The organism is Streptomyces sp. NPDC001544 (genome assembly GCF_042894285.1).
Taxonomy (GTDB): Bacteria; Actinomycetota; Actinomycetes; order Streptomycetales; family Streptomycetaceae; genus Streptomyces.
In genome coordinates, this window is record NZ_JBIAVN010000003.1 from 469432 (window position 1) to 492866 (window position 23435).

The window sequence follows — 23435 nt, forward strand, 5'->3', positions numbered from 1 at the left end:
CTATGTGTCCACTCGTACGGAGAACTCGCCCTCGGCGACCCGCGCGCGCAGCGCCTCGTCCGCCGTCACCTCACCCGGATCGCGCACCACGTGGCCATCGGCCTTCTGCAGCACCGCGTACCCGCGCTTCAGGGTCGCGGCGGGGGACAGGGCCACCACGCGCGCGTGCGTGTGCGTCAGCTCCGAGTCGGCCCGGTCCAGGAGATGGCCGAGAGTGCGCCGGCCGCGGTCGACGAGGGACGTCACCTGGTCGGCACGCTCGTCGACCATCCGGTGCGGATCCTCCATGCAGGGCCGCGCGAGGGCGTGCGCGAGCCCCCGTTCCTCGCGCTCCACCAGCGCCGTCGCGCACCGCCGCGCCCGGTCCCGCAGCTGCCGCACCCGCTCCAGCTCCTCGCCGACGTCCGGCACGACCTTCTTGGCCGCGTCGGTCGGCGTCGACGCCCGCAGGTCGGCGACGTGGTCCAGCAGCGGGTTGTCCGGCTCGTGCCCGATGGCCGACACCACCGGCGTACGACAGGCGGCGACCGCCCTGACCAGCTGCTCGTCGGAGAACGGCAGCAGATCCTCCACACTGCCACCGCCACGCGCCACGATGATCACGTCGACGGCGTCGATCTCGTCGAGCTCCTTCACCGCCTGCACGACCTGCGGGACGGCGTGCACACCCTGCACGGCGACATTGCGCACCTCGAAGCGGACCGCGGGCCAGCGGTGCCGGGCGTTCTCCAGCACGTCCCGCTCCGCCGCGGACGCGCGCCCGCACACCAGCCCGATGAGCTGCGGCAGGAATGGCAGCGGCTTCTTCCGCTCCGGCGCGAACAGTCCCTCGCCCGCCAGGGTCTTCTTCAGCTGCTCCAGCCGGGCCAGCAGCTCCCCGACCCCCACGGGCCGTATCTCGGCGGCCCGCAGCGACAGCTGCCCGCGCGGGGCGTACCACTCGGGCTTGGCGAGCACCACGACCCGGGCGCCCTCGCCGACCACGTCGGCGACGGCGTCGAACACCTGCCGGTAGCAGGTGACGCTCACCGAGATGTCGTACGAGGGGTCGCGCAGCGTCAGGAACACCACCCCGGCCCCCGGCCGCCGCGACAACTGGGTGATCTGCCCCTCGACCCACACCGCGCCGAGCCGGTCGATCCAGCTCCCGATGAGCCGCGAGACCTCGCCGACGGGGAGCGGGGCGTCCGCGGACGTGTTCACAGCCATGCGCCCGAGCGTAACGGCCGGTACCGACAACCACCGAGGGCGCGGCTCCCGCCGTGGGCGCACGATCTTCGCCCCCCGGACGCGGCCTTACGATGGATGCCATGACTGCTTCGCCTGGCCGCCGTGTCCTGCTCGCCGCCCCCCGGGGCTACTGCGCGGGTGTGGACCGCGCCGTGATCGCCGTCGAGAAGGCCCTGGAGCAGTACGGGGCCCCGGTCTACGTCCGGCACGAGATCGTCCACAACAAGTACGTCGTGCAGACCCTGGAGAAGAAGGGCGCCGTCTTCGTCGAGCGGACGGAGGAGGTGCCCCCCGGCAACATCGTGATGTTCTCCGCGCACGGTGTCGCCCCGGTCGTGCACGAGGAGGCCGCCCGCGGGCGCCTCGCCACCATCGACGCCACCTGCCCCCTGGTCACCAAGGTCCACAAGGAAGCCGTCCGGTTCGCGAACGACGACTTCGACATCCTCCTCATCGGGCACGAGGGCCACGAGGAGGTCATCGGCACCTCCGGCGAGGCCCCCGACCACATCCAGCTGGTCGACGGCCCCGAGGACGTCGCCAAGGTCGAGGTCCGCGACCCGTCCAAGGTCGTCTGGCTCTCCCAGACCACGCTCTCCGTCGACGAGACGATGGAGACCGTCGACGCCCTCAAGGAGAAGTTCCCGCAGCTCATCTCCCCGCCGAGCGACGACATCTGCTACGCCACGCAGAACCGCCAGCTCGCCGTGAAGCAGATGGGCTCCGAGGCCGAGCTGGTCATCGTGGTCGGCTCCCGCAACTCGTCCAACTCCAAGCGGCTCGTCGAGGTCGCCAAGCTCGCCGGCGCCCGCGACGCCCACCTCGTGGACTTCGCGAGCGAGATCGACGAGGCCTGGCTGGAGGGCGTGACCACCGTCGGCGTCACCTCCGGCGCCTCCGTCCCCGAGGTCCTGGTCGAACAGGTCCTCGAGTGGCTCGCCGAGCGGGGCTACGGGGACGTCGAGATCGTCAGGGCGGCCGAGGAGTCCATCACCTTCTCCCTGCCCAAGGAACTGCGCCGCGACCTGCGCGAGGAGGCGGCCGCCCTGGTGGCGGAACGGGGCGGCTCCGGGCCCGCCGAGGGCTGACCCGCCCCCTCCGGAACATGGCAGTCCCCCGTACGTCGTAGCGTGGATCCATGCAGATCTTCGGTGTGGACATCGGCGGATCCGGGATCAAGGGCGCTCCCGTGGACCTGGAGAGGGGCGACCTGGCCCAGGAGCGCCACAAGGTGCTCACCCCGCATCCGGCGACGCCGGACGGGGTGGCCGACGTCGTCAAACAGGTCGTGGAGCACTTCGGCTGGACGGGCCCGGTCGGGCTCACCTTCCCGGGAGTGGTCACGGGCGGGGCGACGGTGCGTACGGCGGCGAACGTCGACAAGAACTGGATCGACACGGACGCGCGCGCGCTGTTCGGCGAGCGGCTGGGCGGTCTGCCGGTGACCGTCGTCAACGACGCGGACGCGGCCGGCGTCGCCGAGATGGCGTTCGGCGCCGGCCGGGGCCGCCGCGGCACGGTCGTCCTGCTCACCTTCGGCACCGGCATCGGCAGCGCCGTCTTCGTCGACGGCGTCCTCGTCCCCAACACCGAGCTCGGCCACCTGGAGCTGCACGGCCACGACGCCGAGAAGCGGGCCTCCAGCAAGGCACGGGAGGACGAGGACCTGTCCTGGGAGAAGTGGGCGCACCGGGTGCAGAAGTACCTCGCCCACGTCGAGATGCTCTTCTCCCCGGAGCTCTTCGTCATCGGCGGCGGCGTCAGCCGCAAGGCGGACAGGTTCCTGCCCCTCATCGAGGGCATCCAGGCGGAGATCGTGCCCGCTCAGCTGCAGAACAACGCGGGGATCGTGGGAGCGGCGATGCGGGCGGCGAAGGACGGTCAGGAGGCCGCCCCGCTGTCGCCGTGAGCCCTCAGCCGGTGCGCCGCCGCAGGGCCCGGCGGCGCACCAGCCGTGCTCTGCGGACGAGCACGATCACCCCCGCGACGAGCGTCCCCCCGTACAGCCATCCCGCCTGCGTGGCCAGCGCCGTCACCAGCCCCATCACCCGGCCCCCCATGCCCCCGCTGCTCTCCGCCACCGGGACCAGCCCCACGGCGAAGGCGATCGGCGCGACCACGGGTGCGGTCATCAGGTCGCCGCCGCGCACCCACAGCGCGGTGAGCACGCACACCGGCAGGAACAGCACCCCGTACAGCGTCAGGGAAGCCCCGAACAGCAACTGGTCGAGGAAGCCCAGCAGGAACATGGCCGCCGCGCCGAACAGCCCCCCGCCGAGCCCGGTGAGCCGGGGGTGGGGCAGCGGCCGCCCCGCCGGTTCCGGACGTGCCGCCGACCGCGCCGCTTGTGCCGGCCGTCCCTGTGCCGGCCGCCCCGCCCGTGGCGCTCCCGACCCGGGCCGCCGCTCATCCGCCTGGCGGCGCCTGGCCTGGGGCGGAAATGCCGTCGGTGGGGAACCGCGTCGCGGTCCGTATCGCTCGGGTGGCGTCCTGTGTTGCTCCATCGGACCAACCTAGGTCGGTTTATGTGCCGAATAGCCCGTCTGACACGCCGTAGGACCGAGCTTGTCCGGGCGTTCGACGCGGCCGTCGGGCGGTCGCCGGGACGCCGTAGACTGGTGGATCGGCCGGTCAGTCCCCTGGCCCCTCACCCCTGGCAGCCTCTGGCCCACTCACGTACGGGAAGTCGCAACGTGTCGCTCACGATCGGAATCGTCGGCCTGCCGAATGTCGGCAAGTCGACCCTGTTCAACGCCCTGACCAAGAACGACGTGCTGGCGGCCAACTACCCGTTCGCCACGATCGAGCCCAACGTCGGCGTGGTCGGTGTCCCCGACCCCCGCCTCGCCGAGCTGGCCTCGCTCTTCAAGTCGGAGCGGATCCTGCCGGCCACGGTCGACTTCGTCGACATCGCGGGCATCGTGCGCGGAGCCTCCGAGGGGGAGGGCCTGGGCAACAAGTTCCTGGCGAACATCCGCGAGTCCGACGCGATCTGCCAGGTCATCCGCGCCTTCAAGGACGAGAACGTCGTCCACGTCGACGGCAAGGTCTCGCCCAAGGACGACATCGAGACGATCAACACCGAGCTGATCCTCGCCGACCTCCAGACGATCGAGAAGGTCCTGCCGCGCCTGCAGAAGGAGTCGCGGATCAAGAAGGACATCGCGCCGAAGGTGAAGGCCGTCGAGGAGGCCAAGGAGATCCTCGAGAAGGGCGACACCCTCTTCGCGCACGGCATCGTCCAGGGCACCGAACGCAACGAGCTCCTGCACGACCTGCACCTGCTCACCACCAAGCCGTTCCTGTACGTCTTCAACGTCGACGAGGACGAGCTGGTCGACGAGGACTTCAAGAACGAGCAGCGCGCCCTGGTCGCCCCCGCCGAGGCGATCTTCCTCAACGCCAAGCTGGAGGCGGACCTCGCCGAGCTGGACGAGGACGAGGCCCTGGAACTGCTGCAGTCGGTCGGCCAGGAAGAGCCCGGCCTCGCCACCCTCGCCCACGTCGGCTTCCGCACCCTCGGCCTGCAGACCTACCTCACCGCGGGCCCCAAGGAGTCCCGGGCCTGGACCATCAAGAAGGGCGCCACCGCCCCCGAGGCCGCCGGTGTCATCCACACCGACTTCCAGAAGGGCTTCATCAAGGCCGAGGTCATCTCCTTCGACGACCTGGTCGAGGCCGGCTCCGTCGCCGAGGCCCGCGCCAAGGGGAAGGCGCGGATGGAGGGCAAGGACTACGTGATGCAGGACGGGGACGTGGTGGAGTTCCGGTTCAACGTCTGATACTCCGGTGAGAGGCGGCCTGACCTGCGGCGGAGCGGCTGTGTCGCTCCGCCGGCCGGTGACCGGGGCCCGGCTCGGGCGCAGGCTTCGCTAAGCGGGACCGCTCGGGAACAGCGGCTCGTACGGCAGGTGATCGTCGTCCGGTACGCGTGGCAGGTAGTCGGGAGCCGTGCGTGCGACCACGGCCAGCAGCCGAGCGGCGGCCTCCTCCTCGGAGACGGGAGCGAGCCCGAGGGCGTGCAGGAGGCGGTCGCGCTCGGCGTCGAAGTCCGGGTGGTCCGCCCGAATGTCCGCGCCGAGCCCGCTGATCGGGAAGCCCTTCGCCAGGTCGCGCCAAGAAGGCAGTACGGCGATGAGTGTGACGGCCTCGACGAGGTCGGCGCCGATCAACGCGGCCTGCCCCTCGGAATCGGCGTACAGGACGGGCCGCTCCTCGTCCCCGGCCTCCCCGCAGAGGAAGTAAGTGCCGCCGGCGCCGCATCCGGCTACCGGGTGCAGCGGCCTGCCGGACGGCAGGACGAGATCCTCGACGGGATCCCGGCGGCCCATGTCGAAGTCCCCCGGCCAGGCCAGCGCGTCGGCGAGCGACGCGTCCTGCTCGAGGCGGCGGAGCAGAGCGTCCGATGTGGTCATGGGCGGAAGGTAACAGGGCCCTCGGACAGTGCGTCGCGGGGTGCCCGCAGCCAGGCCTGTCGATCGGCGTTGTCAGTGGCACCGCGTAGCGTTCGATCATCGGACCAGCACTGCGGGGGAAGGCCGGGGCATGGGCACGCGCGTGGAAAAAGGCGGCTACACAGCGGAACTGACGGACGAACTGGAGGTCGTCTACCGCAATCCGCAGGGGCGGAGGCTCAAGAAGTTCCCCGATGCGATCTCGGGTGCTCCCGGGCTCGTAGCCCTGCTGGGGGCGCGGACGCGCCTGCGGAAGCACCGGGAGGCGTGCCGTCTGCAGGCGGGTGAGTGGGCGTCGGACGGAATCCGTGCGCCGCGTGCCCTCGCCGACGCGGACCCGCTGTGGCGGGAGGCCCTGGAGGCCGAGTCCGTCGAGCTGACCGACGAGCCGGGTGACGGTGGCCTGTGGGCCCGTACGTACACGGGGTCCGACGGCCGCACGCTGACCCAGGTGCTTCCCGAACAGCTCATCCCGTACCGCGACCGCTTGATGCGCGGGCAGCTATGGGAGCCGCACGGCCTCTTCTCCACCGGCATACCGGACCCCTCCGACGGTGCCCTTCCCTTCCCCGAGCGGGTCGTCGCCGCCCAGCCCGGCCTCGAGGAGCCGGCCACCGAGAAGATCCTGCTCCTGCAGGAACGCACGCAGCAGTGGCGGTCCGTCTACAAGGCGGACGTCGACAGCGTCCTCCAGGACGTGGAGGAGTCGCTCCCCGCGCTGCTGGTCACGTTCCTCGACGAGATGGCCGATCTGGCCCTGCGCCAGGGTGAGCATGCGACAGCCGCCGCCTGGTTCGGGCGCGCCCGGGCCGCCGAGCGGGTGCAGGCGCGCAAGGTCGACAAGGAGTGGCTGCTGGGCAGGTACCTCGCATACGCCGAGGGCAAGGCCCTGTCCGCCACGGTCCTGCGGGCCTGGGCTCGCGAGCTGGCCGTCAAGGGAGAGGCGACCGAGGCGGATCTCTCGCGGTTCCGCCAGGTGGTGGTCCGTCGTGTCCAGGCGTCGTCCGAGGTGTATCCGCAGCTGGCCGTCGATGTGCGCAAGCTCGCCAGGGCCGTCGGTCTCGAACCGGAGGCGGAACTGGCCACGGTGCTCGGGGAGATGTTCGCGGTCGGCGGCGTCTCGCTGTCGGAGGTCAAGTTCTGGACCGACTGTCTCAAGGGCCGGGCCATGGACCTGCTGGGCAGGCGCGCGCCCGAGGCCGCCCGCCAAGTGCTGAGGCTGCGTCCCCGGCGTTTCGGCGAGAGCTCCCAGGTGTGGCGGGAACTGCTGGAGCGCACCGGTGCGCTGGCGCTGCTCACCGGCGAGGTCCCTGGGCTGCCCGTCGGCGAGGCCGCGGCCTGGCTGTCCGCGTGCGTCCTGTCGAACAGCGACGGGGATGGCCCCTGGCCCGTCATGTACGAGCTCGCCGAGCGGATCGCGCCCAGGCTGGCCGCCGACGGTGTCCCCGTGCGGTTCCGTTACCGGCGCATGGACGAGTACAGCGGCGGCAAGACGCCTCTCGACCTGATCGACCTGCTTCTGGAGCACGGGGCCCCGGTCGCCGACCCTCCGGAGCTGCTCGGCCCGTCGCGGCTGTACAGCATCCAGCTCAGCCGCCGGCCGAAGCTGGAGCACCTGCAGGCGGACGAGCGCTTCGCCCGGGAGCTGCGGGCGAGGGTGCGTGCCGACCTGGAGATGACCATCAAGGGCATGGACTCCAACAGCTGGTACCAGCCGCACGACACCAAGGGCTGGCAGCGGATCCCCGAGCTGTTCGACAACCCGATCGGACACGCTGAGATCCGGGCCTGGTTCGGCCGTGAGAGGGCGAAGCTGCGCGCGGGCGTCGACTTCGAGGAACTGGTCCTGCTGCTCGGCCGGCTGGTGCACGTGGGCGTGGCGGTGGACCTCCTCCTCAAGGACGCGGAGGCGGCGGCCGAGTTCGCGGCCGTGGACGTCGTGACGCTGCTGATGGCCCAGCTGCCCGACACCGTCTCGCGTGCGCAGGTCGAGGAGTTGCTGGGGAGGCTTCAGCCCTACTACGTCGAGCGGGAGGGCGTCCGGGGACCCAATCGCGGACCGATCCTGGAAGCGCTGCCACAACTGGGCGAGCCGATTCACAGCCTGGCCGCCCGCGCCCTGGTCATGGCCGTCAACTGCCGTGCGGGACTGGAGCGGCTGGTCGGCTGCCTCACCCCTGGCGAGGGTGATGTGTCATCGACCGCCGGCGCGGGCGAGCAGGAGCCGGAGGACAGGATCAGCCGTCGGATCATGGCGCTCGCCAAGGAGGGCACGGCCGTTTGGGGCGGTGATCTGGGGCAGGCCACCACCACGTTCGACCGCCTGCCACGCAACGGGAACCGGTTCCGGCACACCCACGCGTGCGCTGCGGCACTCGCCCTGTGCGTCGTCTCCTCGCCGAAGGGCGGCTCGGCGGCCCGGTCGCTGATGACGTACGCCGCCCACCCCTTCGTCACCGGTGAGCCGGGCCACTGGCGGATCGTCCACTGCGAGGTTCCCGAGGACTGTGCCGACATCAACGCCCCGCTTCCCGGGACCGTCTTCCGGACGGACACGTCCGTCGCCTACGTCCTGGCCAGTGGAGGCAGAGACCCCCGGCGCACACTGTGGGAGTACTCCCCGGACGGCGCCCACCCCGAGGACGGCCCACTGGCCCTCGCGGGCGTGAAGCTCACACGGGCCCATGTGCTGGAGCCCGTGCGTCCGGGCGCCTGGTTCACGCGCTTCGCGGAGCTGTACCGCGAGCACGGACCTGCACCGGCGCGCCCGGAGCTCGCCCGGGCCTTCGCGGAGCGCCTGGGCCTCTCCCATGCGGAGGCCACCGCGCTGCTGACCGCACACGTGCCCTGCGCGCCCTACCAGCTGGACGAGGAGGACGGCTACCTCTCCGGCCACTACTCCACCGACCTGGAGGCCTGGAAGATCCGGTACAAGGAGGCGGAACGAGCGGTCGCCGCACTGACCGACGCGCTCGGCCCCCGGTTCTTCACCACGTTGTACGACAAGCTCCTTCCCGACGACCCCGAGCAGCTGTGGGTCACGGGGCCCGACGTGGACCGGGCCGCCGGGTGGTGGCTGGCGGAGCTGGGCAGCCCCCTGCCCGTGCCCACCGCGCTGGTGCCCCTCGCCGCCAAGGAGACCCTCCCGCCCCAGGGCGAGGCGGCCCTGGCCCGGCAGCCCCACGGGGACCACCGGAGCTGGTGGCCCCACCTGCGGCTGCCCGCCCTCCTCGGCCGGCTCGCCACCGGCGCGGACTGTCTGGCTTCCCACCGTGCGGGCCTGGGGGGCGAACCGCACCTGCTGGCCCTGCCGAGGATCGCCGCCTGGCTCGCCTACCGCACCCCGGTCGGCGACCCGTCGCGCCCCGCGGCGGGCGCGGCGATCTCCCGGCTGTGCGAGGAGCTGTCCTCGGGCCCCGGTCCGCTCACCCTCTTCTCACTGCAGAGCAACTACCTGATGGGCCCGCCCCCTTCGACGGAGGTGCTCACCGCTCACCCGGCGGTCACGGAGGTGGCCGACGCGGCGTACGACATGCGTCAGCTGCGGGTGGACCCTGCCGCGCTCGACGGACCCGATGATCCTCTGCTGGACGCGTTGGACGCCTACCTCGACTCCGTACTGCCCTCCCAGTGGCTGCCCAGCCCCTCGGGACTACCCGCCGTCGCGGACCTGCGACTGCTGCTGAGCGACGACTTCGCCGCGCTCGGAACCCACCTGCTCACCGACGGTGAGCGGACTCCTGGCCGGGAGCAGGACCCCGCGCGGTCGGTGCCGCATCTCGTCGAGGACTGCGCCGAGGCCTTCGGTCTGGGCAAGGACGCCGCGTCGCTCTACCTGATGCTGCTGGCGCTGCCGGACCCGTCGGACCGCAACGTCAAGGCGTGGACCGGCTGGCAGCCCGGCCGCCTCAGAAAGGCGGAGGCCGAGCTGCACGCGTCGGGCCGAGTGCTGCGTGCCCTCCGGTCGCGAGCGGGCCGCTCCCTCTTCCTGCCGGGCGCCTGGCAGGAGCGGAAGCCGCCTCGCCTCCCGATCGAGGCGTCGAAGCTCGGCCTGCTGCCTCTGGCCAGGGAGCACCGCTCGACATCACACCTGGCCGCGGTGCCGTACGCCCCGCTGCCGCTGCTGTTCACGCGGGCGTGGGAGGGGGCAGCCCGGTAGCGGCGGAGGATGCTCGAAGGCTCGGAGCGGCCCGCGACGTCGTGATCGGGTGACCCGCCCACGGACGCCGAGCGGCCCCTCGGGACCGCTCGGCAGGGCGTTGGGTGGGGCTCAGGGGTGATCGGGCTGCTGTGCCGGAGGCACTCCGCCCCCCTCTCCTCCTCCCTTGGCGCCCTTGTCCGTGCCGTGCGGGTGACCGCTCGCGCCACCGTCCGCCTGGCCCGCCTTCACCTGGCGGCTGTCCTCAGGGGTGGCGGCACCCTTGTCGTTGCGCCTTAGTTCAGGCTGCTGTGGATTGGGCATGCGCCGTACCTCCTCCTGGTGGTTGTTGCTCTCGGCGGCGTCCGGGTTCCCGGGTGAGCCCGTGTGACGCACGGTGCCCGCGAATCCGTGCCGCGCCGCGTCCGGGGGCGGCGCGGCATCAGCCGGAGCTGTTGCCCCACAGGGAGGGGTCGGTGCTCTTCAGGCTGGGGACGCCGCTGTAGGTGCCGCCGTCGGCGGTGACGAGCGGGGCGGAGAGCTGGTCCTCCAGCATGCCCTTGCGGATCTGGACGATGGTGCTGTCGTGGTCGGTCCGGCCGGGCTTGAACGTCTTCCCCTCGATCGCGGCCTTCAGGTAGTACAGCGCGTACTTGGCGTAGAGGTCGACCGGCTGTGACACGGTGGCGTCGATGTTGCCCTTGGTGATGTCCTTGAGCTCCCTGGGGACACCGTCGTTGGAGACGACGAACACGTGCCTCCTGTCCTTCGGGCCGACCAGGAGGCCCTGCTGGTGCAGTACTTGGAGTGTGCCGGACAGGGCCAGGCTGGACTGCGTGTAGATGCCCTTGATGTCCGGGTGGGCTGTCAGGTCTGCCTGCAGCTTCTGCGCGGCGACGGCGCCGTCCCAGTTGGTGGCCTCGCCGAACACCGTGACGCCGGGGTAGTGCGCCGCCATGCACTCGTTGAACGCCTCGGTGCGGTCGCGCCCGTTGATCGAGGAGAGGTCGCCCTCCAGCATCACGACCTTGCCCTTGCCGCCCAGCTTGGCGCCGAGGTACTTGCAGGCCTTCTCGCCGTAGGCGCGGTTGTCGGCGCGCACCACCATGAAGACACGGCCGGTGTCGGGGCGGGTGTCGACGGTGACGACCGGGATCTCCTTGGCCTCCAACTGCGCCAGGATCGGTGCGATGGCGAAGGTGCTCTGCGGGGCCATCGCTACGCCCTTGACGTGCTGGACGATGAGCGTCTGCACGTTGCCGCTGAGCGTGGCGAGGTCGTTCTGGGAGTTGGTGGTCTTGAGCGCGAGGCCGAGCTGCTTGGCGAACTCCGGTGTGTACCTGATGTAGGAGCTCCAGAAGTCGGTGTCCGACCGCGGGTAGTCGACGCCGACCAGCGGCGGGTCGCCCGCCTCCGCCACCGTGCCGTCGCCGCAGCCACTGAGCAGTGGCAGGGCGGACAGGACGGAGGCGGCGGCACAGAGCACGGTTCTGAGCCTCATCGGTACTTCCTCGCGCTGGGCCTCGAAGCTCGGTGCCGCCGTCCACTCACGGGGATGGCGGCGGGCTCACTTGGCCAGCAGATACGTCAAAACACCCGTTCACCCAATATACGCGGGCAATCCGTGCGCCTCGCGGTGGCGGTCACCCGCGCCCGTCCTCCAGTGCGCCGAGCAGTTCGGTGAGGGCCGGCAGCGCCTCCGCGATGGCCTGTCGGCTGTCCGGGGCGAGCTCGGCCAAGGCGCGCCGCAGCGCGTCGGTGCTGACCCGGTCGTAGCGGCTGAGCAGGTCGAGGGCGCGGGGGGAGGCCGCGAGACTCGCGGTGCGGAGGTCGGTCGACGACGCCCTGCGCTCGACCAGTCCCGATGCGGTCATGGTCCGGACCAGGTTGCTGACCGTCGAGGGGGCGACCCGCAGCCGGGCGGCGGCCTCGCGTGGGGCGAGCGGGCCGGCGTCGGAAAGGACCCGCAGGAGTTCGATCTGTGCCTCGGGGAGGTCGGGGAGGTCCTCCGCGCGGCGGGTACGCAGGAGTACGGCCCGCCGCAGTGGGCCGATCAGGCGGCCGAGATCAGTCGCGGTGTCCATGACCTCATCATGCCGCAACAGCATGTTTTGCGACAAAATAATTTTGTGACAAAATGAATGGGTCGCCACCGCGGCATGCAGTGCAGCAAGGAGGTACCCGAATGACCACCAACGGAGCACACGAGACCACCGTCCAGAACCCGGTCCCGCCGCAGGAGCTCTCCGGCATCGTCGGCCACCGTTTCATCTACACGTACGCCAACGGCTGGCAGTACGAGATGTACGTGAAGAACCCGACCACCATCGACTACCGGATCCACTCCGGCATGGTGGGCGGCCGCTGGGTCAAGGACCAGCGGGTCGATCTCGTCCAGTTGGACGACGACCACTACAAGGTCTCCTGGAACGAGCCCACCGGTACGTCGGTCTCCGTCAACGTCATGCCCGGCAAGCGGCGCCTGCACGGCGTGATCTTCTTCCCGCACTGGGTCGAGGAGCACCCCGAGCGCACCGTCCTCTACCAGAACGACCACCTCGACGAGATGCGCGCCTACCGCGACCAGGGCCCGACCTACCCGGTCTGCGTGGTCCCCGAGTTCGCGAAGATCACCCTCTTCGAGTTCGTCGGTCCCGACGACGACACCGTCATCGCCACGGCCCCCGGAGGCCTCCCGGAGGGATGGTCCGACCGCACCGACTGACGCGGGTGCGGCCGACGGCTCAGGCCCTCTACCGGCTGCCGTTGAGATACACGACCGGATGGAGCGTCGGCTCCGTCACCCAGCCCGCCACCAGTACCAGCCGCGTCTCCCGGTCCACGGCGAGGAAGGCGAAGGGGCGGTCGAGGACGGCGCGGAGGACCGTGGACTCGTGGCGGAACTGGGGCGGTCCCGAACCGGCGACCGGCATCAGGGCCGTCACCGAGGCGGCGCGGAAGCCCTGGGCGGTGAACTGTGCCACCGTCGACTGTCCGGCCGCGCCGATGGCGAGCGGGTCGGCGCTGACCCCGGGGAAATGGCCGTACCGGGTGTCCTGGGCCGTCGTGAGGCCGAACAGACGGTGCCGGGCGAGCAGGTCGTGCTCCGTGCGCACCTCGAACGCCACCGTCGTCACGTCCAGCGTCGTCGGCTCCGGGGAGACCGTGGGCTGCCGCTCGACGTACAGGCCCGGACCCACGTGCCCGTACGGCAGCCGCCCGCCCCCGGTCACCGTCAGCGTCCGCTCCGCGACGCCCACACCGGCGGCCAGCACCTGTCCCGGCGTCATCGCGTCCTCGCCGAGGACGAGATGGACGTCGAAGCCGTTGTCGCCGGCCACCTTCAGGGCCGTGACGTGACCGCCGGGGGTGCTCGCCACGCCGATCCGGTCGGGCCGGACGCCCCGGCGGTGCAGGCTCGTCAGGTAGCGGCCCTGCCACGGCCCGGTCTTGGGGCGCAGCACCTGCTCGTCGAAGGGGCGCGCCCAGTCGGTGCGCAGCGCCAGCGCGCCGGCGAGGACCATCCTGGCGTCCTCCGTCAGCGTCACCGGCATGCGCTCCACGAGCCCTCCGGTCCGCTCGACCGCCCAGGCGTCCAGGGCCTCCTGGTCGGCCGACGGGTCGCCGCTCAGCACTCCGTGTGAGCCCGCCGGCAGCCCGGCCCGCCATTCCTGCCGCAACTCCAGCGTCCGGTCGGTCCACAGGCCCACAGCCGTGTCCAGCCCGGCCATGTCGTCCATCGCGGCGAGCAACTCCCGTGCCGCCCCCGCCGCCTGGTCGGCGGGCAGCCCGAGGGCCTCCGTCAGTTCCGCGCGTGCCGGGCCGGTGGCCCCGTCGGCCAGGAAGGCCAGCAGCGGCCAGACGCCCGCCGCCGAGAAGACCGTGCCGCCGTCCACGGCCCCCGCCCACCGGGCGGTGAGCCGGTTCAGCGCCCGGACCGTCGCACTCGCGACCCGCATTCCGCCCCCATCAGCCGCGCGCCTACCATGCGCGCAGTCGTACGTCAGTCCAGTCGTCGGTTCTCAGCTGTGGTTCCCAGCCGTGGTTTCCCGGCCGCCATTTCAGCGCTGCCGCCGCCCCGACCCCAGGAGCACGGTACCCGTGTCCATACCTCCGCCTCCCGGCCCCCACCAGCCACCGTCGCCGTACTCGCCGTACCCGCAGGGCCCCTACGGGCAGCCGCCGTACCAGCCGTGGGCGCAGGGGTACAGCCCCTACAGCCCCTACAGCCCCTACAGCCGTCCGGCGGCGGTGAACGGGCTCTCCATCGCCGCGCTCGTGCTCGGCGTCCTCTGCTTCCTGCCGGGCGTGGGGCTGGTGCTGGGGCTGGTGGGGCTGGCGCAGATCAGGAGGCGGGGGGAACGCGGGAAGGGCATGGCGATCGCCGGCTGCGCGCTGTCCGGGATCGGGCTCGCGCTGTGGGCGCTGGCGCTGGTGACCGGCGGGGCCGCCGAGTTCTGGAAGGGGTTCAAGGACGGCGCGCGGGACGGGGCGAGCATCTCACTGGTGAAGGGCGAGTGCTTCGATGCGCCCGGCGGTTCCCTGCAGGGCGAGACGTACGACGTCGACAAGGTGCCCTGTTCCGGGAAGCACGACGGCGAGGTGTTCGCCTCCTTCGAGCTCGCGGGCGGCGGGTGGTACCCCGGTGACTCCTCCGTCAGAAACCGGGCGGACGACCGCTGTTACGGACTGCGGGACAGCTACGCGATGGACGGCTGGGCCGTTCCGGACGACGTCGACGTCTACTACCTGACGCCCACCCCGGACAGCTGGGCGGTGGGCGACCGCGAGGTCACCTGCGTGTTCGGCAACACCGACGAGAAGGCAGGACTGACCGGCTCGCTGCGCAACGACGAGACCGTCCTCGACGCCGACCAGGTCGCCTATCTGAAGGCCGCGCACGTCCTCAACGCCGCCATGGACACCGCGCCCGACGCGGAGTACGTCGAGGACGACCTGCCCGGCCACAAGGCCTGGGCGCGACGTGTGGCGGCGGCGCTGGAGAAGCAGTCCGGGATGCTGCGCGGGCACGACTGGCCCGCGGGTGCCGAGAAGCCGGTCAGCACGCTGGCCGGTGATGTCGACGAGGCGCGGACGGAGTGGGCGAAGGCTGCGGAGGCCGCCCACGCCGACGTCTTCTCCACGCACTACGACAAGGGCTTCAAGCTCATCGACCCGGACCGCACGGTCACCGCGCGCAAGGCTCTGGGGCTGGCCACCACTCCGCCGTCCTCGGACGACACGGGTCAGGAGGTGTGACGCGCGCTATAGCGGGGAGAAAGTGCCTGCGTAAAGCACTCACCAGGCGGATGTCATCACATCGAGTGATTCTTTGGCCTTTGCTTGCGCGGCACAACCCACCGTTGCCACGCTGTTGCTGTCTGTACAACCTGATGGGAGCGGCCCGTGACTTTCGGTGAGCAGCCGGCGTACCTGCGTGTCGCGGGTGATCTCCGCAAGAAGATCGTCGACGGTCTGCTGCCGCCCCACGCCCGTCTGCCCTCCCAGGCCAGGATCCGTCAGGAGTACGGCGTCTCCGACACGGTCGCCCTCGAGGCGCGCAAGGTACTGATGGCCGAAGGGCTGGTCGAGGGCCGCTCCGGCTCGGGGACGTATGTGCGCGAGCGGCCCGCGCCCCGGCGTATCGCCCGCTCCGGCTTCCGCCCGCCCGCCGGGGCCACGCCCTTCCGGCAGGAACAGGCCGATGCCGCCGCGCGCGGCACCTGGGAGTCCCGCAGCGAACAGGCCGAGGCGAGCGTCGCCATCGCCGACCGGCTGGGCGTGCGCCCCGGCGACCGGGTGATGTGCACCAAGTACGTCTTCCGGGACGCCGGCGAGCCGATGATGCTCTCCACCTCCTGGGAGCCGCTCGCGGTCACCGGCCGGACCCCCGTCATGCTGCCCGAGGAGGGCCCCCTCGGCGGCATGGGCGTCGTCGAGCGGATGCGCGCCATCGACGTCATCGTGGACAACGTCACCGAGGAGGTCGGCGCCCGCCCGGGCCTCGCCGAGGAGTTGCTCACCCTGGGCGGCGTGCCGGGCCATGTGGTCCTGGTCGTCCAGCGCACCTACTACGCCTCCGGCCGCCCGGTGGAGACCGCCGACGTCGTGATCCCCGCCGACCGCTACAAAGTCGCGTACCACCTGCCAGTGAAGTAGCGCACACCCCCGGGGCAGTTGCACGGCCCGCACACGCGACGCCCGCACGTCCTCGGGCCGTTGGGATTTCGCCGTTTTCGCAGGTGGTACCCGATGTGTCGGGCACCCCGTCAAACCGACGCATCGAAGCGCACGGACGGCGCATTCGTCATCGTGCGCCCCCTGCGTTCTGGCCGGTTGCGTACCTGTTGGTGAAAAGCCGTATTCGCTGCGTGAAGGTTAGGCGTACGCTCGCGCATATGCGTACTGCGGTTTCCTCAGCGGGCGGGGCACGGCGGGAGCCGGGGACGGGAGACGGCCGGGCGAGGGCCGGGAGACGAGGTGGGGTGCGATGAACGACGTCAACGGCACGGTCTCGCTGCCCTGGCTCGTCATACGGCAGGACGACAACGGCAATCGCTACCGCGTGGGCCGGTACGCGACACGCGCCGAGGCGCAGAAGATCGCCGACAGCCTGGACGACCGCGGACACAAGCAGATCTACTGGGTCGAGCGCATCGGCCCCAACGGGAACGGCTCCCGCGGCTGACCTCCCGGAGGCTCACGTAGGCTCCGGCGCATGACGGAACGGATCGTGGTGGTCGGAGCCGCCCTGCTCGACGGCGGCCGCCTGCTCGCCGCCCGCCGCAGCGCGCCCCCCGAGCTGGCCGGCCGCTGGGAGCTGCCCGGCGGCAAGGTGGAGCCCGGGGAGTCGCCCGAGGACGCCCTGGTGCGCGAACTGCGCGAGGAACTCGGCGTCGAGGCCGAGGTCGTCGAGCGGGTGCCGGGGGAGTGGCCGCTGAAGGCCCCGTACGTCCTGCAGGTGTGGACCGCCCGCCCGCGCACCGGTTCTCCGGGCCCCGAGCCCCTCCAGGACCACGACGAACTGCGCTGGCTCACGCCGGACCGGCTGTGGGACGTGGACTGGCTCGATCAGGACGTCCCGGCGGTGCGGGAAGTGGCCGCACGTCTGCTGTGAACCGGAGCGTGTGACCCCGCGCCGGAGCCATCAGGCGTCACATGGCACTCTCCAGGGCGGTACTCGGCACTGGATATCGGGTATGTGCCCATTAACCCCACGAAACAGGACATGGGTGGGCTTGCTGGCCTGGGAAGTGATCGGCGTGATCGACACCGATGGCGACTGCGCCGAGTGGACCTTTCCCGAGGAGCCGGGCGCCGTACGCGCCGCCCGCGCGGCGGTCCGCGACCAACTGCGCGGCTGGCGCCTCGACAGCCTCGCGGACCTCGCGGCGCTGCTGGTCAGCGAGCTGGTGACGAACGCCCTGCGGCACGCCACGGGCCCCGTCGGCGTACGTCTGGTCCGACCCGCCGAGCTCGGCGACACCCTGCTGGTGGAGGTCTCCGACCCGCTCCCGGACCCGCCGCACGAGCGCGTCCCGCGCCCCGACGAGGAGAGGGGCCGCGGACTCCAACTGGTCGCCGGTTCCTCGCGCCGCTGGGGCACCCGGCCGGGAGACACCGGCAAGACGGTCTGGTTCGAACTGGCGGTGCCGGGATGAGCCCGGGCGGGCGAGCCTGAGCCCGACGTGCGCCCGCGTGTACGCGCCTGGGCCCGCGCTGCACCCGCCTGTACACCCGGCGGAGCCGTACAGAGGCCGGTTCGGTCCCGGAAGGTTGCCGTCGCGCGTGATTCGACGACGTGTTGCCTGGTTAGAAGACTGGAAGTGTTGTCACGGCCCGGACCGAAAACCACCGGGAACGTGCTGTGATCGTGAACACCGTGTTGTGCGGCGCCGTAGTGCTGGATACTGCGGGCAGCCGCAGCCGGTGACCGGTGCCGGACGCGGTGAGCTGGAGGGGACGGTTCGCGTGAGCGAGATACCAGCGAAGGCCACGGAGTCCGAGGACCCGTCGGACGGCGCGAGGGGCAAGGCCGCGGACGAGCGGCCGCCCGGCGACGCCATGTGGCAGAGCAGTCCGCCCGGCTCCATCTACGACTACATCAAGGTGGCGTCCTTCTCCATCAGTCCCAAGGGGCTGGTGGACCAGTGGAGTCTGCGCGCCGAACAACTCTTCGGCATCCCGGCCGAACGCGCCATCGGCACGGACCCCGTCGACGCCTTCATCGACCCCGATCTGCGCGAGCGCGGTCAGCGGAAGATGGCCGAGATACTCGACGGGCGGGAGTGGACCGGGGTGGTCCCCTTCCGGATGCCGGACACGGCGGACGGGGAGTGCGGCCGGGAGGGCCTCGCCGAGGTCTATGTGATGCCCACTCGCACTGCGGAGGGTGACAAGGCCGCCGTCTGCATCGTCGTCGACGTCCGCACCCTGCGCAGCATCGAGACCGATCTCGCCGCCTCGCAGGCGATATTCGGTCAATCTCCGTTCGGTTTCCTCCTGATCGACACCGAACTGAGGGTCCGTCGTGCCAACGAGCAGTTCGCCAACACGTTCGGCGGCAATCCCGACGACCACCGGGGCCGCGGCGTCCACGACTACCTGCTGCGCGGCGAGGCCGAACGGGTCGCGGCCACCCTGCGCCGGGTCCTGGAAACCGGCAACTCCATCACGGACATGCACGTCACGGGCTTCGTACCGGGCTCCGAGGAGCGGCGGCACTGGTCCATCAACCTCTACCGCGTGCACAGCGGCAGCGGCCGGCCGATCGGCGTCGCCTGGCTCGGCACCGACGTCACCGCCCGCCGGGACGCCGCCCGCGAGGCCGCCGCGGCACGGCGCAATCTCGCCCTGCTCAACGAGGCGGGCGCCCGCATAGGGAACTCCCTCGACCTGGAGACCACCGCCCGCGAACTCCTCGACGTCGTCGTCCCCGGCTTCTGCGACCTCGCCACCGTCGACCTCTACCAAGGTCTCCTGGTCGGCGACGAGACCCCGCCCGGGCTCGCCGACGGCAGTGCGGAACTGCGCCGTGTGGCCTTCGCCAGCGCGGTATCCGACGCCCCCTTCGTCGGCGGCGGCAAGTCGGTCGCGGTCGGCGCGGTCCACCACTACCCCTTCAACTCGCCCTGCGCGGACGCGCTGCGCACCGCCCGCCCGCAGTCCGTGCCCGCGGAGGACGGCGGCCTCGTCCAGTCCACGCTGGCCGTTCCCATGGTCGCCCACGACACCGTCGTCGGACTCGTGCAGTTCGCCCGTACGAAGGGCAGCGAGCCGTTCGGCGACCGCGACCGGGACCTGGCCTGGGAGCTGGCGGCGCGCGCGGCCGTCTGTATCGACAACGCCCGCCTCTACCGCCGCGAGCACGAACGGGCGTTGATACTGCAACGGTCCCTGCTCCCGCCCGGCGACCCGGAGGCCTCCGGGCTGGACATCGCCTGCCGGTATCTGCCGGGCAACGCGGCGACCGAGGTCGGCGGCGACTGGTTCGACGTCATAGAACTGCCCGGTGCACGGACCGCGCTGGTGGTCGGCGACGTGATGGGCCGGGGCCTGCGCGCGGCCGTCGCGATGGGCGAACTGCGCACGGCGGTGCGCACGCTGGCCCTGCTCGACCTCGAACCGGCGGAGGTCCTCGCGGCGTTGGACGAGATCGCCCGCGGCCTCGGCACGCCCGGCGGAGTCCAGCAGGCCACCCGTACGGCCCGTCAGCCGAGGGACGCCGACCTGTCCGAGGTCTATCTCGCGACCTGTGTGTACGCCGTCTACGACTCGGTGACCAGGCGGTGCACCTTCGCCAACGCGGGCCATCTGCCCCCGGTGCTGGTGGAGCCCGGCGAGGACGCGCTGATGCTGGACGTGCCGCCCGGCATGCCGCTGGGCGTGGGCGGCGAGCCCTTCGAGGAGGTGGAGGTCGAACTCCCCGAGGGTGCGCTCCTGGCGCTCTACACGGACGGGCTGGTCGAATCCCGCGACCATCCCCTCGACGAGGGCCTGCAGGCCTTCGTCGGCGCGCTGACCGACCCCTCCCAGCCGCTGGAGGACGTCTGCGACCACGTCCTCAACACCCTCGACACCCACCACGGCGAGGACGACATCGCGCTGCTGATGGCCCGTGTGCAGGGGCTGCCCGCCGAGTCCGTCGGCGACTGGACCCTGCCGCGAGAGCCGCGCAGCGTCGGCCGCGCCCGTGAGTACGCGCGCGGGCAGTTGCTCGGCTGGGACCTGGAGCCGCTGGTCGACACCGCCGAACTCCTCGTCAGCGAGCTGGTGACGAACGCGCTGCGGTACGGGGAGGGCGAGATACGGCTGCGGCTGCTTCTTGACCGCACCCTGGTCTGCGAGGTCTGGGACTCCGGCCTGGTGCAGCCCCGGCGGCGGCGTGCCCGTGACACCGACGAGGGGGGACGGGGGCTGCAGCTGGTCGGGCTGCTCAGTGCCGCGTGGGGCTCCCGCCGGACGCCCCGGGGCAAGACGGTCTGGTTCGAACTCCCGCTGCCCGACGGCGGGGCCGGTCTGACGGATCCGGCGGAGGCGCTGCTGAGCCTGTTCTGAGCGGCCCGCGCCTGTGCCGGTCTCAGGGCTGAGGCCCGGTTCTCCTCGCCCCCGCCGCCCCTGCCCTTCCCGTCCCCAGGGGCTGCGCCCCTTCGACCCCGCCGGGGCTGCGCCCCGGACCCCATCGGCCTGAACGGCCTCGTCCTCAAACTCCCCCAGAGGGGGCACCCCCGGACGGGCTGTAATGCCAGCGGGCTGGGTGGTGGGTGGGCATGGGCCCGGGGGTCTGGGAGCGGAGCTCCCAGGGGCCAATGAGGTAGCCCTAGACTCGGAAACGTCCCCTGGTTTCCGGGCCGCCGAAGCTCGCCGGAGGCCCCGCGTCGGGGTCCTCGGCGAGAAGGATGCCGCCCAGGACGGCACCGCTGAGCCCGGTGGTGGTCTCCCCGGCGTAAGGGGTCCCGTGCGCGCGGACGTCGCGCTCGGCGAGGTCACGGGCCTCCCGGGCGAGCTGGTCGGCCAGGGCGAGCCCGGGGCCGCGGCCGGCCAGGAGCCGGGCGGCCTCCGCGAGCCGGGTACGGGCCTCGGCCCCCACGGCCCCCCGGTGCGTGCCGACGAAGTCGTCCGCGGCGCCGACCGCGCCGCGGGCGACGAGCAGCGCCGCCGCCGACACGACTCCGGTCCGGCCGCCCCCCAGCGGCTCGACGGCCCGCGCTATGTGCCGCAGGGCGTCCAACGGGTCGTACGACCCCCCGGTCACTTGCCTGCGTACGGCGGCCAGCGCACCGCCGGCCCGGGCGATCCGCGCCCGCAGCTCCCCGGCGGGAACGCCGGCCGGCCCGGCCCCGCGGGCGGCCGCGATCGCCGCCTCCGCGCCGGTCAGCGCCGCCGGCACCAGTTCCGCCGCCTCCCGCACCCCGGCCGCGAGCCGCTCCACACCGGTGACCAGGACATCGGCCTGGGCGATGGCCCCCTCGGCGGCGCGCAGATGGCGGGCCGCCCGCTCCAGGTCACCCGCATCGGCCGTCTGGCGGCACGCGTTGAGGTGACCGGTGGCGAACACCAGGCGGTCCTTGGCCTGTTCCAGATACCCCGTCACCGGCTCCACGGTCGACGCGGCGAACCGCCCGCCCAGCCCGCCGAGCGTCACCGCCGCCCCGCCCGTCCGCGCCGTCAGCTCCCGGAACCGTCCCTCGGCGACCTCCAGCGCCTCGCCCACGCCCTCCTCCAGCGCCCGCAGCCGGTCGAACGCGGGCGTCTCGGCGTCCAGCCGCCGCCCGGCCTCCGCGCACCGCCCCACGACACCCACCAGCGCCTGCCGCCGGGCCACCTCGTCCTCCGGCACCCCCTGCTCGTACCGCCGCCGTATCGCGAACGCGGCCGCGAGCTCCGTCTCCGCGGCCCGCAGCGCCCGTACGAACGGTGCCACCGCCGCCGCGCCGAACCGCGCCTCGGCGAAGGAGAGTTCCTCACGGCTGGTGCGCACGCTGTCGTCCGCGACGACCAGCGCGGTCCGCGCCTGCCGCTCCAAGTCACCCCCCGTCGGCACGGGCGGCCGGACGGACACCACCCCGGGCGTCGTCCGGGTCCGGGACCGTCGGCTGCGCCGTACGTACCCGTAGGCGGCCAGCACGCCCGCCGCGCCCACCGCCACGAGCGGCAGCAGCAGATCGGTGACGGACGTCTCGTCGCGCTCCGCGGCGCCGGCAACCACGACCGGCCCGGCGTGGGCGACGGGAACCGGATCTTCGGCGCTGATCGTCATCCCCGGCAACAGCAGCCACACGAACCCCGCGACCCCGCCCAGCACGGCGTGCGCCACCCGCACGGCTATGTGCGACGTGGCGTGCCGCGGCCGGCCCCGGATCAAGGTTGACGTCACATTTCGGAGCGTATGGGCAGGTAAGGGGCACCGCGACCGGGGCGGGCGGTCGGGGGACGGGGACGACGAGGACGGGGAGCACGGGGATGGACGCGGAACCGACGCAGGAACGAACCCAACCGGTGGCCGCCGACGGCGAGGACGTCCCACAGGCTGCGGAGGATGTCCCGCAGGCTCCGGAGGACGCCCCTCAGGGCCCGCCCGCCCCCGGCACCGGACGCAGGAAACGCCGCCGGATACGCCGTACGGCCCTCGCCCTGGCCCTGCTGTTCCTCCTCCCCCTCGTCACCGCCGAGGTCGCCCTCCGCGTCAACTACACCGGCGACACGGCCGACGGCACGTACACCCGGGGCAAGGACGCCATCTGGCTCGGCCACGCCTGGATCGACGGCAGGAAGGACGACCAGGACGTCGAAACCCTCGCCCACCGCCTGCGAGGCACCGGCATCCGCGACCTGTACGTCCATTCCGGCCCCCTGGAACACGACGGCACCCTCCCCCCATCGGACTACCCGGAGTCGGGTTGGCTGATAGCAGCCGTCCACCGCGAACTGCCCGGCGTCCGGGTCCAGGCCTGGCTCGGCGACGTCCTCGCCACCGAGTCACCGGACGGTATGCGCCTGGAGCGCGCGGCGACCCGGGCCGCCGTCGTCCGCTCCACCCGCGAGATCCTCGCCGCCGGTTTCGACGGCGCCCACTTCGACCTGGAGCCGCTGCACTCCGGCGATCGCGACTACCTCGACCTCCTCGACGACCTGCACCGCGTCACCCGCGACCACCACGCCCTGCTCTCCGTCGCCGCCCACCAGATCGACCCGCTGCCCGCCTTCCACTCCGTCTGGGGCACTCTCGCGGGCCACCCCAAGTGGTGGACACAGGCGTTCTTCGGCGAGGTGGCCCGCCGCGTCGACCAGATCGCCGTGATGTCGTACGACACGATGCAGCCGCTGCCGAGCCTGTACGGCGGGTACGTCGCCCAGCAGACCTCCCTGGCCCTGGAGGTCACCCCGCCCTCCACCGACCTCCTGATGGGCCTGCCCTTCTACCACGAGAACAATTTCGACCACTGGAACCACGCGGAGACGGTCCCCGCCGCCGTCCGGGGCGTCCGCCTGGGCCTGTCCCGCACCGACGCCGACCGCGCCCGCTTCGGGGTCGCCCTGTACGTGGACTTCGCGGCGACGGAGGACGACTGGAACGCGTATCGGAATGACTGGGTAAAGAGGTAGTGCCCCGG

Annotated in this window: 19 protein-coding genes; 12 read left to right on the forward strand and 7 right to left on the reverse strand. The window is 72.0% G+C overall.

The window, feature by feature from the left end; translation table 11 throughout:
- Entirely contained in the window at positions 1-1209 is a 1209-nt protein-coding gene (gene xseA, locus ACFY0F_RS12145; protein WP_388792161.1) for an exodeoxyribonuclease VII large subunit, read from the reverse strand.
- Between the two features lie 92 nt (positions 1210-1301).
- Between xseA and ACFY0F_RS12150 the strand changes: the two genes are divergently transcribed.
- Positions 1302-2318 carry a 4-hydroxy-3-methylbut-2-enyl diphosphate reductase gene (locus ACFY0F_RS12150; RefSeq protein WP_388792163.1) on the forward strand — a complete coding sequence of 339 codons (1017 nt, stop codon included), beginning with the start codon at positions 1302-1304 and terminating at the stop codon, positions 2316-2318.
- Positions 2319-2368: 50 nt separating this feature from the next.
- Positions 2369-3139, forward strand: coding sequence for a polyphosphate--glucose phosphotransferase (ppgK, locus tag ACFY0F_RS12155; protein ID WP_388792165.1), 771 nt, complete (start codon positions 2369-2371; stop codon positions 3137-3139).
- Positions 3140-3143: 4 nt separating this feature from the next.
- Here the strand turns inward: ppgK and ACFY0F_RS12160 are convergent, their stop codons facing one another.
- Positions 3144-3734 carry a DUF6542 domain-containing protein gene (locus ACFY0F_RS12160; RefSeq protein WP_388792167.1) on the reverse strand — a complete coding sequence of 197 codons (591 nt, stop codon included), beginning with the start codon at positions 3732-3734 and terminating at the stop codon, positions 3144-3146.
- A gap of 189 nt (positions 3735-3923) precedes the next feature.
- Between ACFY0F_RS12160 and ychF the strand changes: the two genes are divergently transcribed.
- Positions 3924-5012 (forward strand): redox-regulated ATPase YchF, encoded by a 1089-nt coding sequence (ychF, locus tag ACFY0F_RS12165; RefSeq protein ID WP_388792169.1) that lies wholly within the window; start codon positions 3924-3926, stop codon positions 5010-5012.
- Positions 5013-5102: 90 nt separating this feature from the next.
- Here ychF and ACFY0F_RS12170 read toward each other — a convergent pair whose 3' ends face one another.
- On the reverse strand, positions 5103-5645 hold the full coding sequence (locus ACFY0F_RS12170; RefSeq protein WP_388792171.1) for a hypothetical protein: 543 nt from the start codon (positions 5643-5645) through the stop codon (positions 5103-5105).
- A gap of 130 nt (positions 5646-5775) precedes the next feature.
- Here ACFY0F_RS12170 and ACFY0F_RS12175 point away from each other — a divergent pair, with 130 nt between their 5' ends.
- Positions 5776-9843: a hypothetical protein gene (locus ACFY0F_RS12175; protein WP_388792173.1), complete on the forward strand. Its 4068-nt coding sequence runs from the start codon at positions 5776-5778 to the stop codon at positions 9841-9843.
- Positions 9844-10264: 421 nt separating this feature from the next.
- Here the strand turns inward: ACFY0F_RS12175 and ACFY0F_RS12180 are convergent, their stop codons facing one another.
- The gene (locus tag ACFY0F_RS12180; protein ID WP_388792175.1) at positions 10265-11323 is read right to left on the reverse strand and encodes a sugar ABC transporter substrate-binding protein; all 1059 of its coding nucleotides are present in this window, start codon (positions 11321-11323) and stop codon (positions 10265-10267) included.
- Between the two features lie 142 nt (positions 11324-11465).
- Positions 11466-11906: a MarR family winged helix-turn-helix transcriptional regulator gene (locus tag ACFY0F_RS12185; RefSeq protein ID WP_388792177.1), complete on the reverse strand. Its 441-nt coding sequence runs from the start codon at positions 11904-11906 to the stop codon at positions 11466-11468.
- 101 nt (positions 11907-12007) lie between these two features.
- On the opposite strand from ACFY0F_RS12185, the gene ACFY0F_RS12190 reads away from it, so the two are divergent.
- Positions 12008-12547 (forward strand): phenolic acid decarboxylase, encoded by a 540-nt coding sequence (locus ACFY0F_RS12190; RefSeq protein ID WP_388792179.1) that lies wholly within the window; start codon positions 12008-12010, stop codon positions 12545-12547.
- A gap of 28 nt (positions 12548-12575) precedes the next feature.
- Here the strand turns inward: ACFY0F_RS12190 and ACFY0F_RS12195 are convergent, their stop codons facing one another.
- Positions 12576-13781: a serpin family protein gene (locus tag ACFY0F_RS12195; RefSeq protein WP_388792181.1), complete on the reverse strand. Its 1206-nt coding sequence runs from the start codon at positions 13779-13781 to the stop codon at positions 12576-12578.
- Between the two features lie 142 nt (positions 13782-13923).
- Between ACFY0F_RS12195 and ACFY0F_RS12200 the strand changes: the two genes are divergently transcribed.
- The 6 genes from ACFY0F_RS12200 (at position 13924) to ACFY0F_RS12225 (ending at position 20379) form a co-directional block, all read left to right on the forward strand.
- Entirely contained in the window at positions 13924-15081 is a 1158-nt protein-coding gene (locus tag ACFY0F_RS12200; protein WP_388792183.1) for a DUF4190 domain-containing protein, read from the forward strand.
- Between the two features lie 147 nt (positions 15082-15228).
- Positions 15229-15981 carry a GntR family transcriptional regulator gene (locus tag ACFY0F_RS12205; protein ID WP_388792184.1) on the forward strand — a complete coding sequence of 251 codons (753 nt, stop codon included), beginning with the start codon at positions 15229-15231 and terminating at the stop codon, positions 15979-15981.
- Between the two features lie 331 nt (positions 15982-16312).
- Positions 16313-16510: an SPOR domain-containing protein gene (locus tag ACFY0F_RS12210; RefSeq protein WP_388792186.1), complete on the forward strand. Its 198-nt coding sequence runs from the start codon at positions 16313-16315 to the stop codon at positions 16508-16510.
- Between the two features lie 30 nt (positions 16511-16540).
- On the forward strand, positions 16541-16939 hold the full coding sequence (locus ACFY0F_RS12215; RefSeq protein WP_388792188.1) for a (deoxy)nucleoside triphosphate pyrophosphohydrolase: 399 nt from the start codon (positions 16541-16543) through the stop codon (positions 16937-16939).
- 115 nt (positions 16940-17054) lie between these two features.
- Entirely contained in the window at positions 17055-17483 is a 429-nt protein-coding gene (locus tag ACFY0F_RS12220) for an ATP-binding protein (RefSeq protein WP_388792190.1), read from the forward strand.
- A gap of 310 nt (positions 17484-17793) precedes the next feature.
- Positions 17794-20379, forward strand: coding sequence for a SpoIIE family protein phosphatase (locus ACFY0F_RS12225; protein WP_388792192.1), 2586 nt, complete (start codon positions 17794-17796; stop codon positions 20377-20379).
- A 262-nt stretch (positions 20380-20641) separates the two neighbouring features.
- On the opposite strand, the gene ACFY0F_RS12230 is transcribed toward ACFY0F_RS12225, so the two are convergent.
- Positions 20642-22198, reverse strand: coding sequence for a hypothetical protein (locus ACFY0F_RS12230; protein ID WP_388792194.1), 1557 nt, complete (start codon positions 22196-22198; stop codon positions 20642-20644).
- Positions 22199-22284: 86 nt separating this feature from the next.
- Between ACFY0F_RS12230 and ACFY0F_RS12235 the strand changes: the two genes are divergently transcribed.
- Positions 22285-23427, forward strand: coding sequence for a hypothetical protein (locus tag ACFY0F_RS12235; RefSeq protein ID WP_388792195.1), 1143 nt, complete (start codon positions 22285-22287; stop codon positions 23425-23427).
- The last annotated feature ends 8 nt before the right edge of the window (positions 23428-23435 follow it).

Excerpts from the sequence above, each read along its gene's own strand:
- ACFY0F_RS12150 (WP_388792163.1), top strand. The coding sequence starts at position 1,302 with ATGGATGCCATGACTGCTTCGCCTGGCCGCCGTGTCCTGCTCGCCGCC.
- ACFY0F_RS12180 (WP_388792175.1), bottom strand. The coding sequence starts at position 11,323 with ATGAGGCTCAGAACCGTGCTCTGTGCCGCCGCCTCCGTCCTGTCCGCC.
- ACFY0F_RS12190 (WP_388792179.1), top strand. The coding sequence starts at position 12,008 with ATGACCACCAACGGAGCACACGAGACCACCGTCCAGAACCCGGTCCCG.
- ACFY0F_RS12175 (WP_388792173.1), top strand. The coding sequence starts at position 5,776 with ATGGGCACGCGCGTGGAAAAAGGCGGCTACACAGCGGAACTGACGGAC.
- ACFY0F_RS12170 (WP_388792171.1), bottom strand. The coding sequence starts at position 5,645 with ATGACCACATCGGACGCTCTGCTCCGCCGCCTCGAGCAGGACGCGTCG.
- ACFY0F_RS12195 (WP_388792181.1), bottom strand. The coding sequence starts at position 13,781 with ATGCGGGTCGCGAGTGCGACGGTCCGGGCGCTGAACCGGCTCACCGCC.
- ACFY0F_RS12160 (WP_388792167.1), bottom strand. The coding sequence starts at position 3,734 with ATGGAGCAACACAGGACGCCACCCGAGCGATACGGACCGCGACGCGGT.
- ACFY0F_RS12210 (WP_388792186.1), top strand. The coding sequence starts at position 16,313 with ATGAACGACGTCAACGGCACGGTCTCGCTGCCCTGGCTCGTCATACGG.
- xseA (WP_388792161.1), bottom strand. The coding sequence starts at position 1,209 with ATGGCTGTGAACACGTCCGCGGACGCCCCGCTCCCCGTCGGCGAGGTC.
- ppgK (WP_388792165.1), top strand. The coding sequence starts at position 2,369 with ATGCAGATCTTCGGTGTGGACATCGGCGGATCCGGGATCAAGGGCGCT.
- ACFY0F_RS12185 (WP_388792177.1), bottom strand. The coding sequence starts at position 11,906 with ATGGACACCGCGACTGATCTCGGCCGCCTGATCGGCCCACTGCGGCGG.
- ACFY0F_RS12215 (WP_388792188.1), top strand. The coding sequence starts at position 16,541 with ATGACGGAACGGATCGTGGTGGTCGGAGCCGCCCTGCTCGACGGCGGC.
- ACFY0F_RS12235 (WP_388792195.1), top strand. The coding sequence starts at position 22,285 with ATGGACGCGGAACCGACGCAGGAACGAACCCAACCGGTGGCCGCCGAC.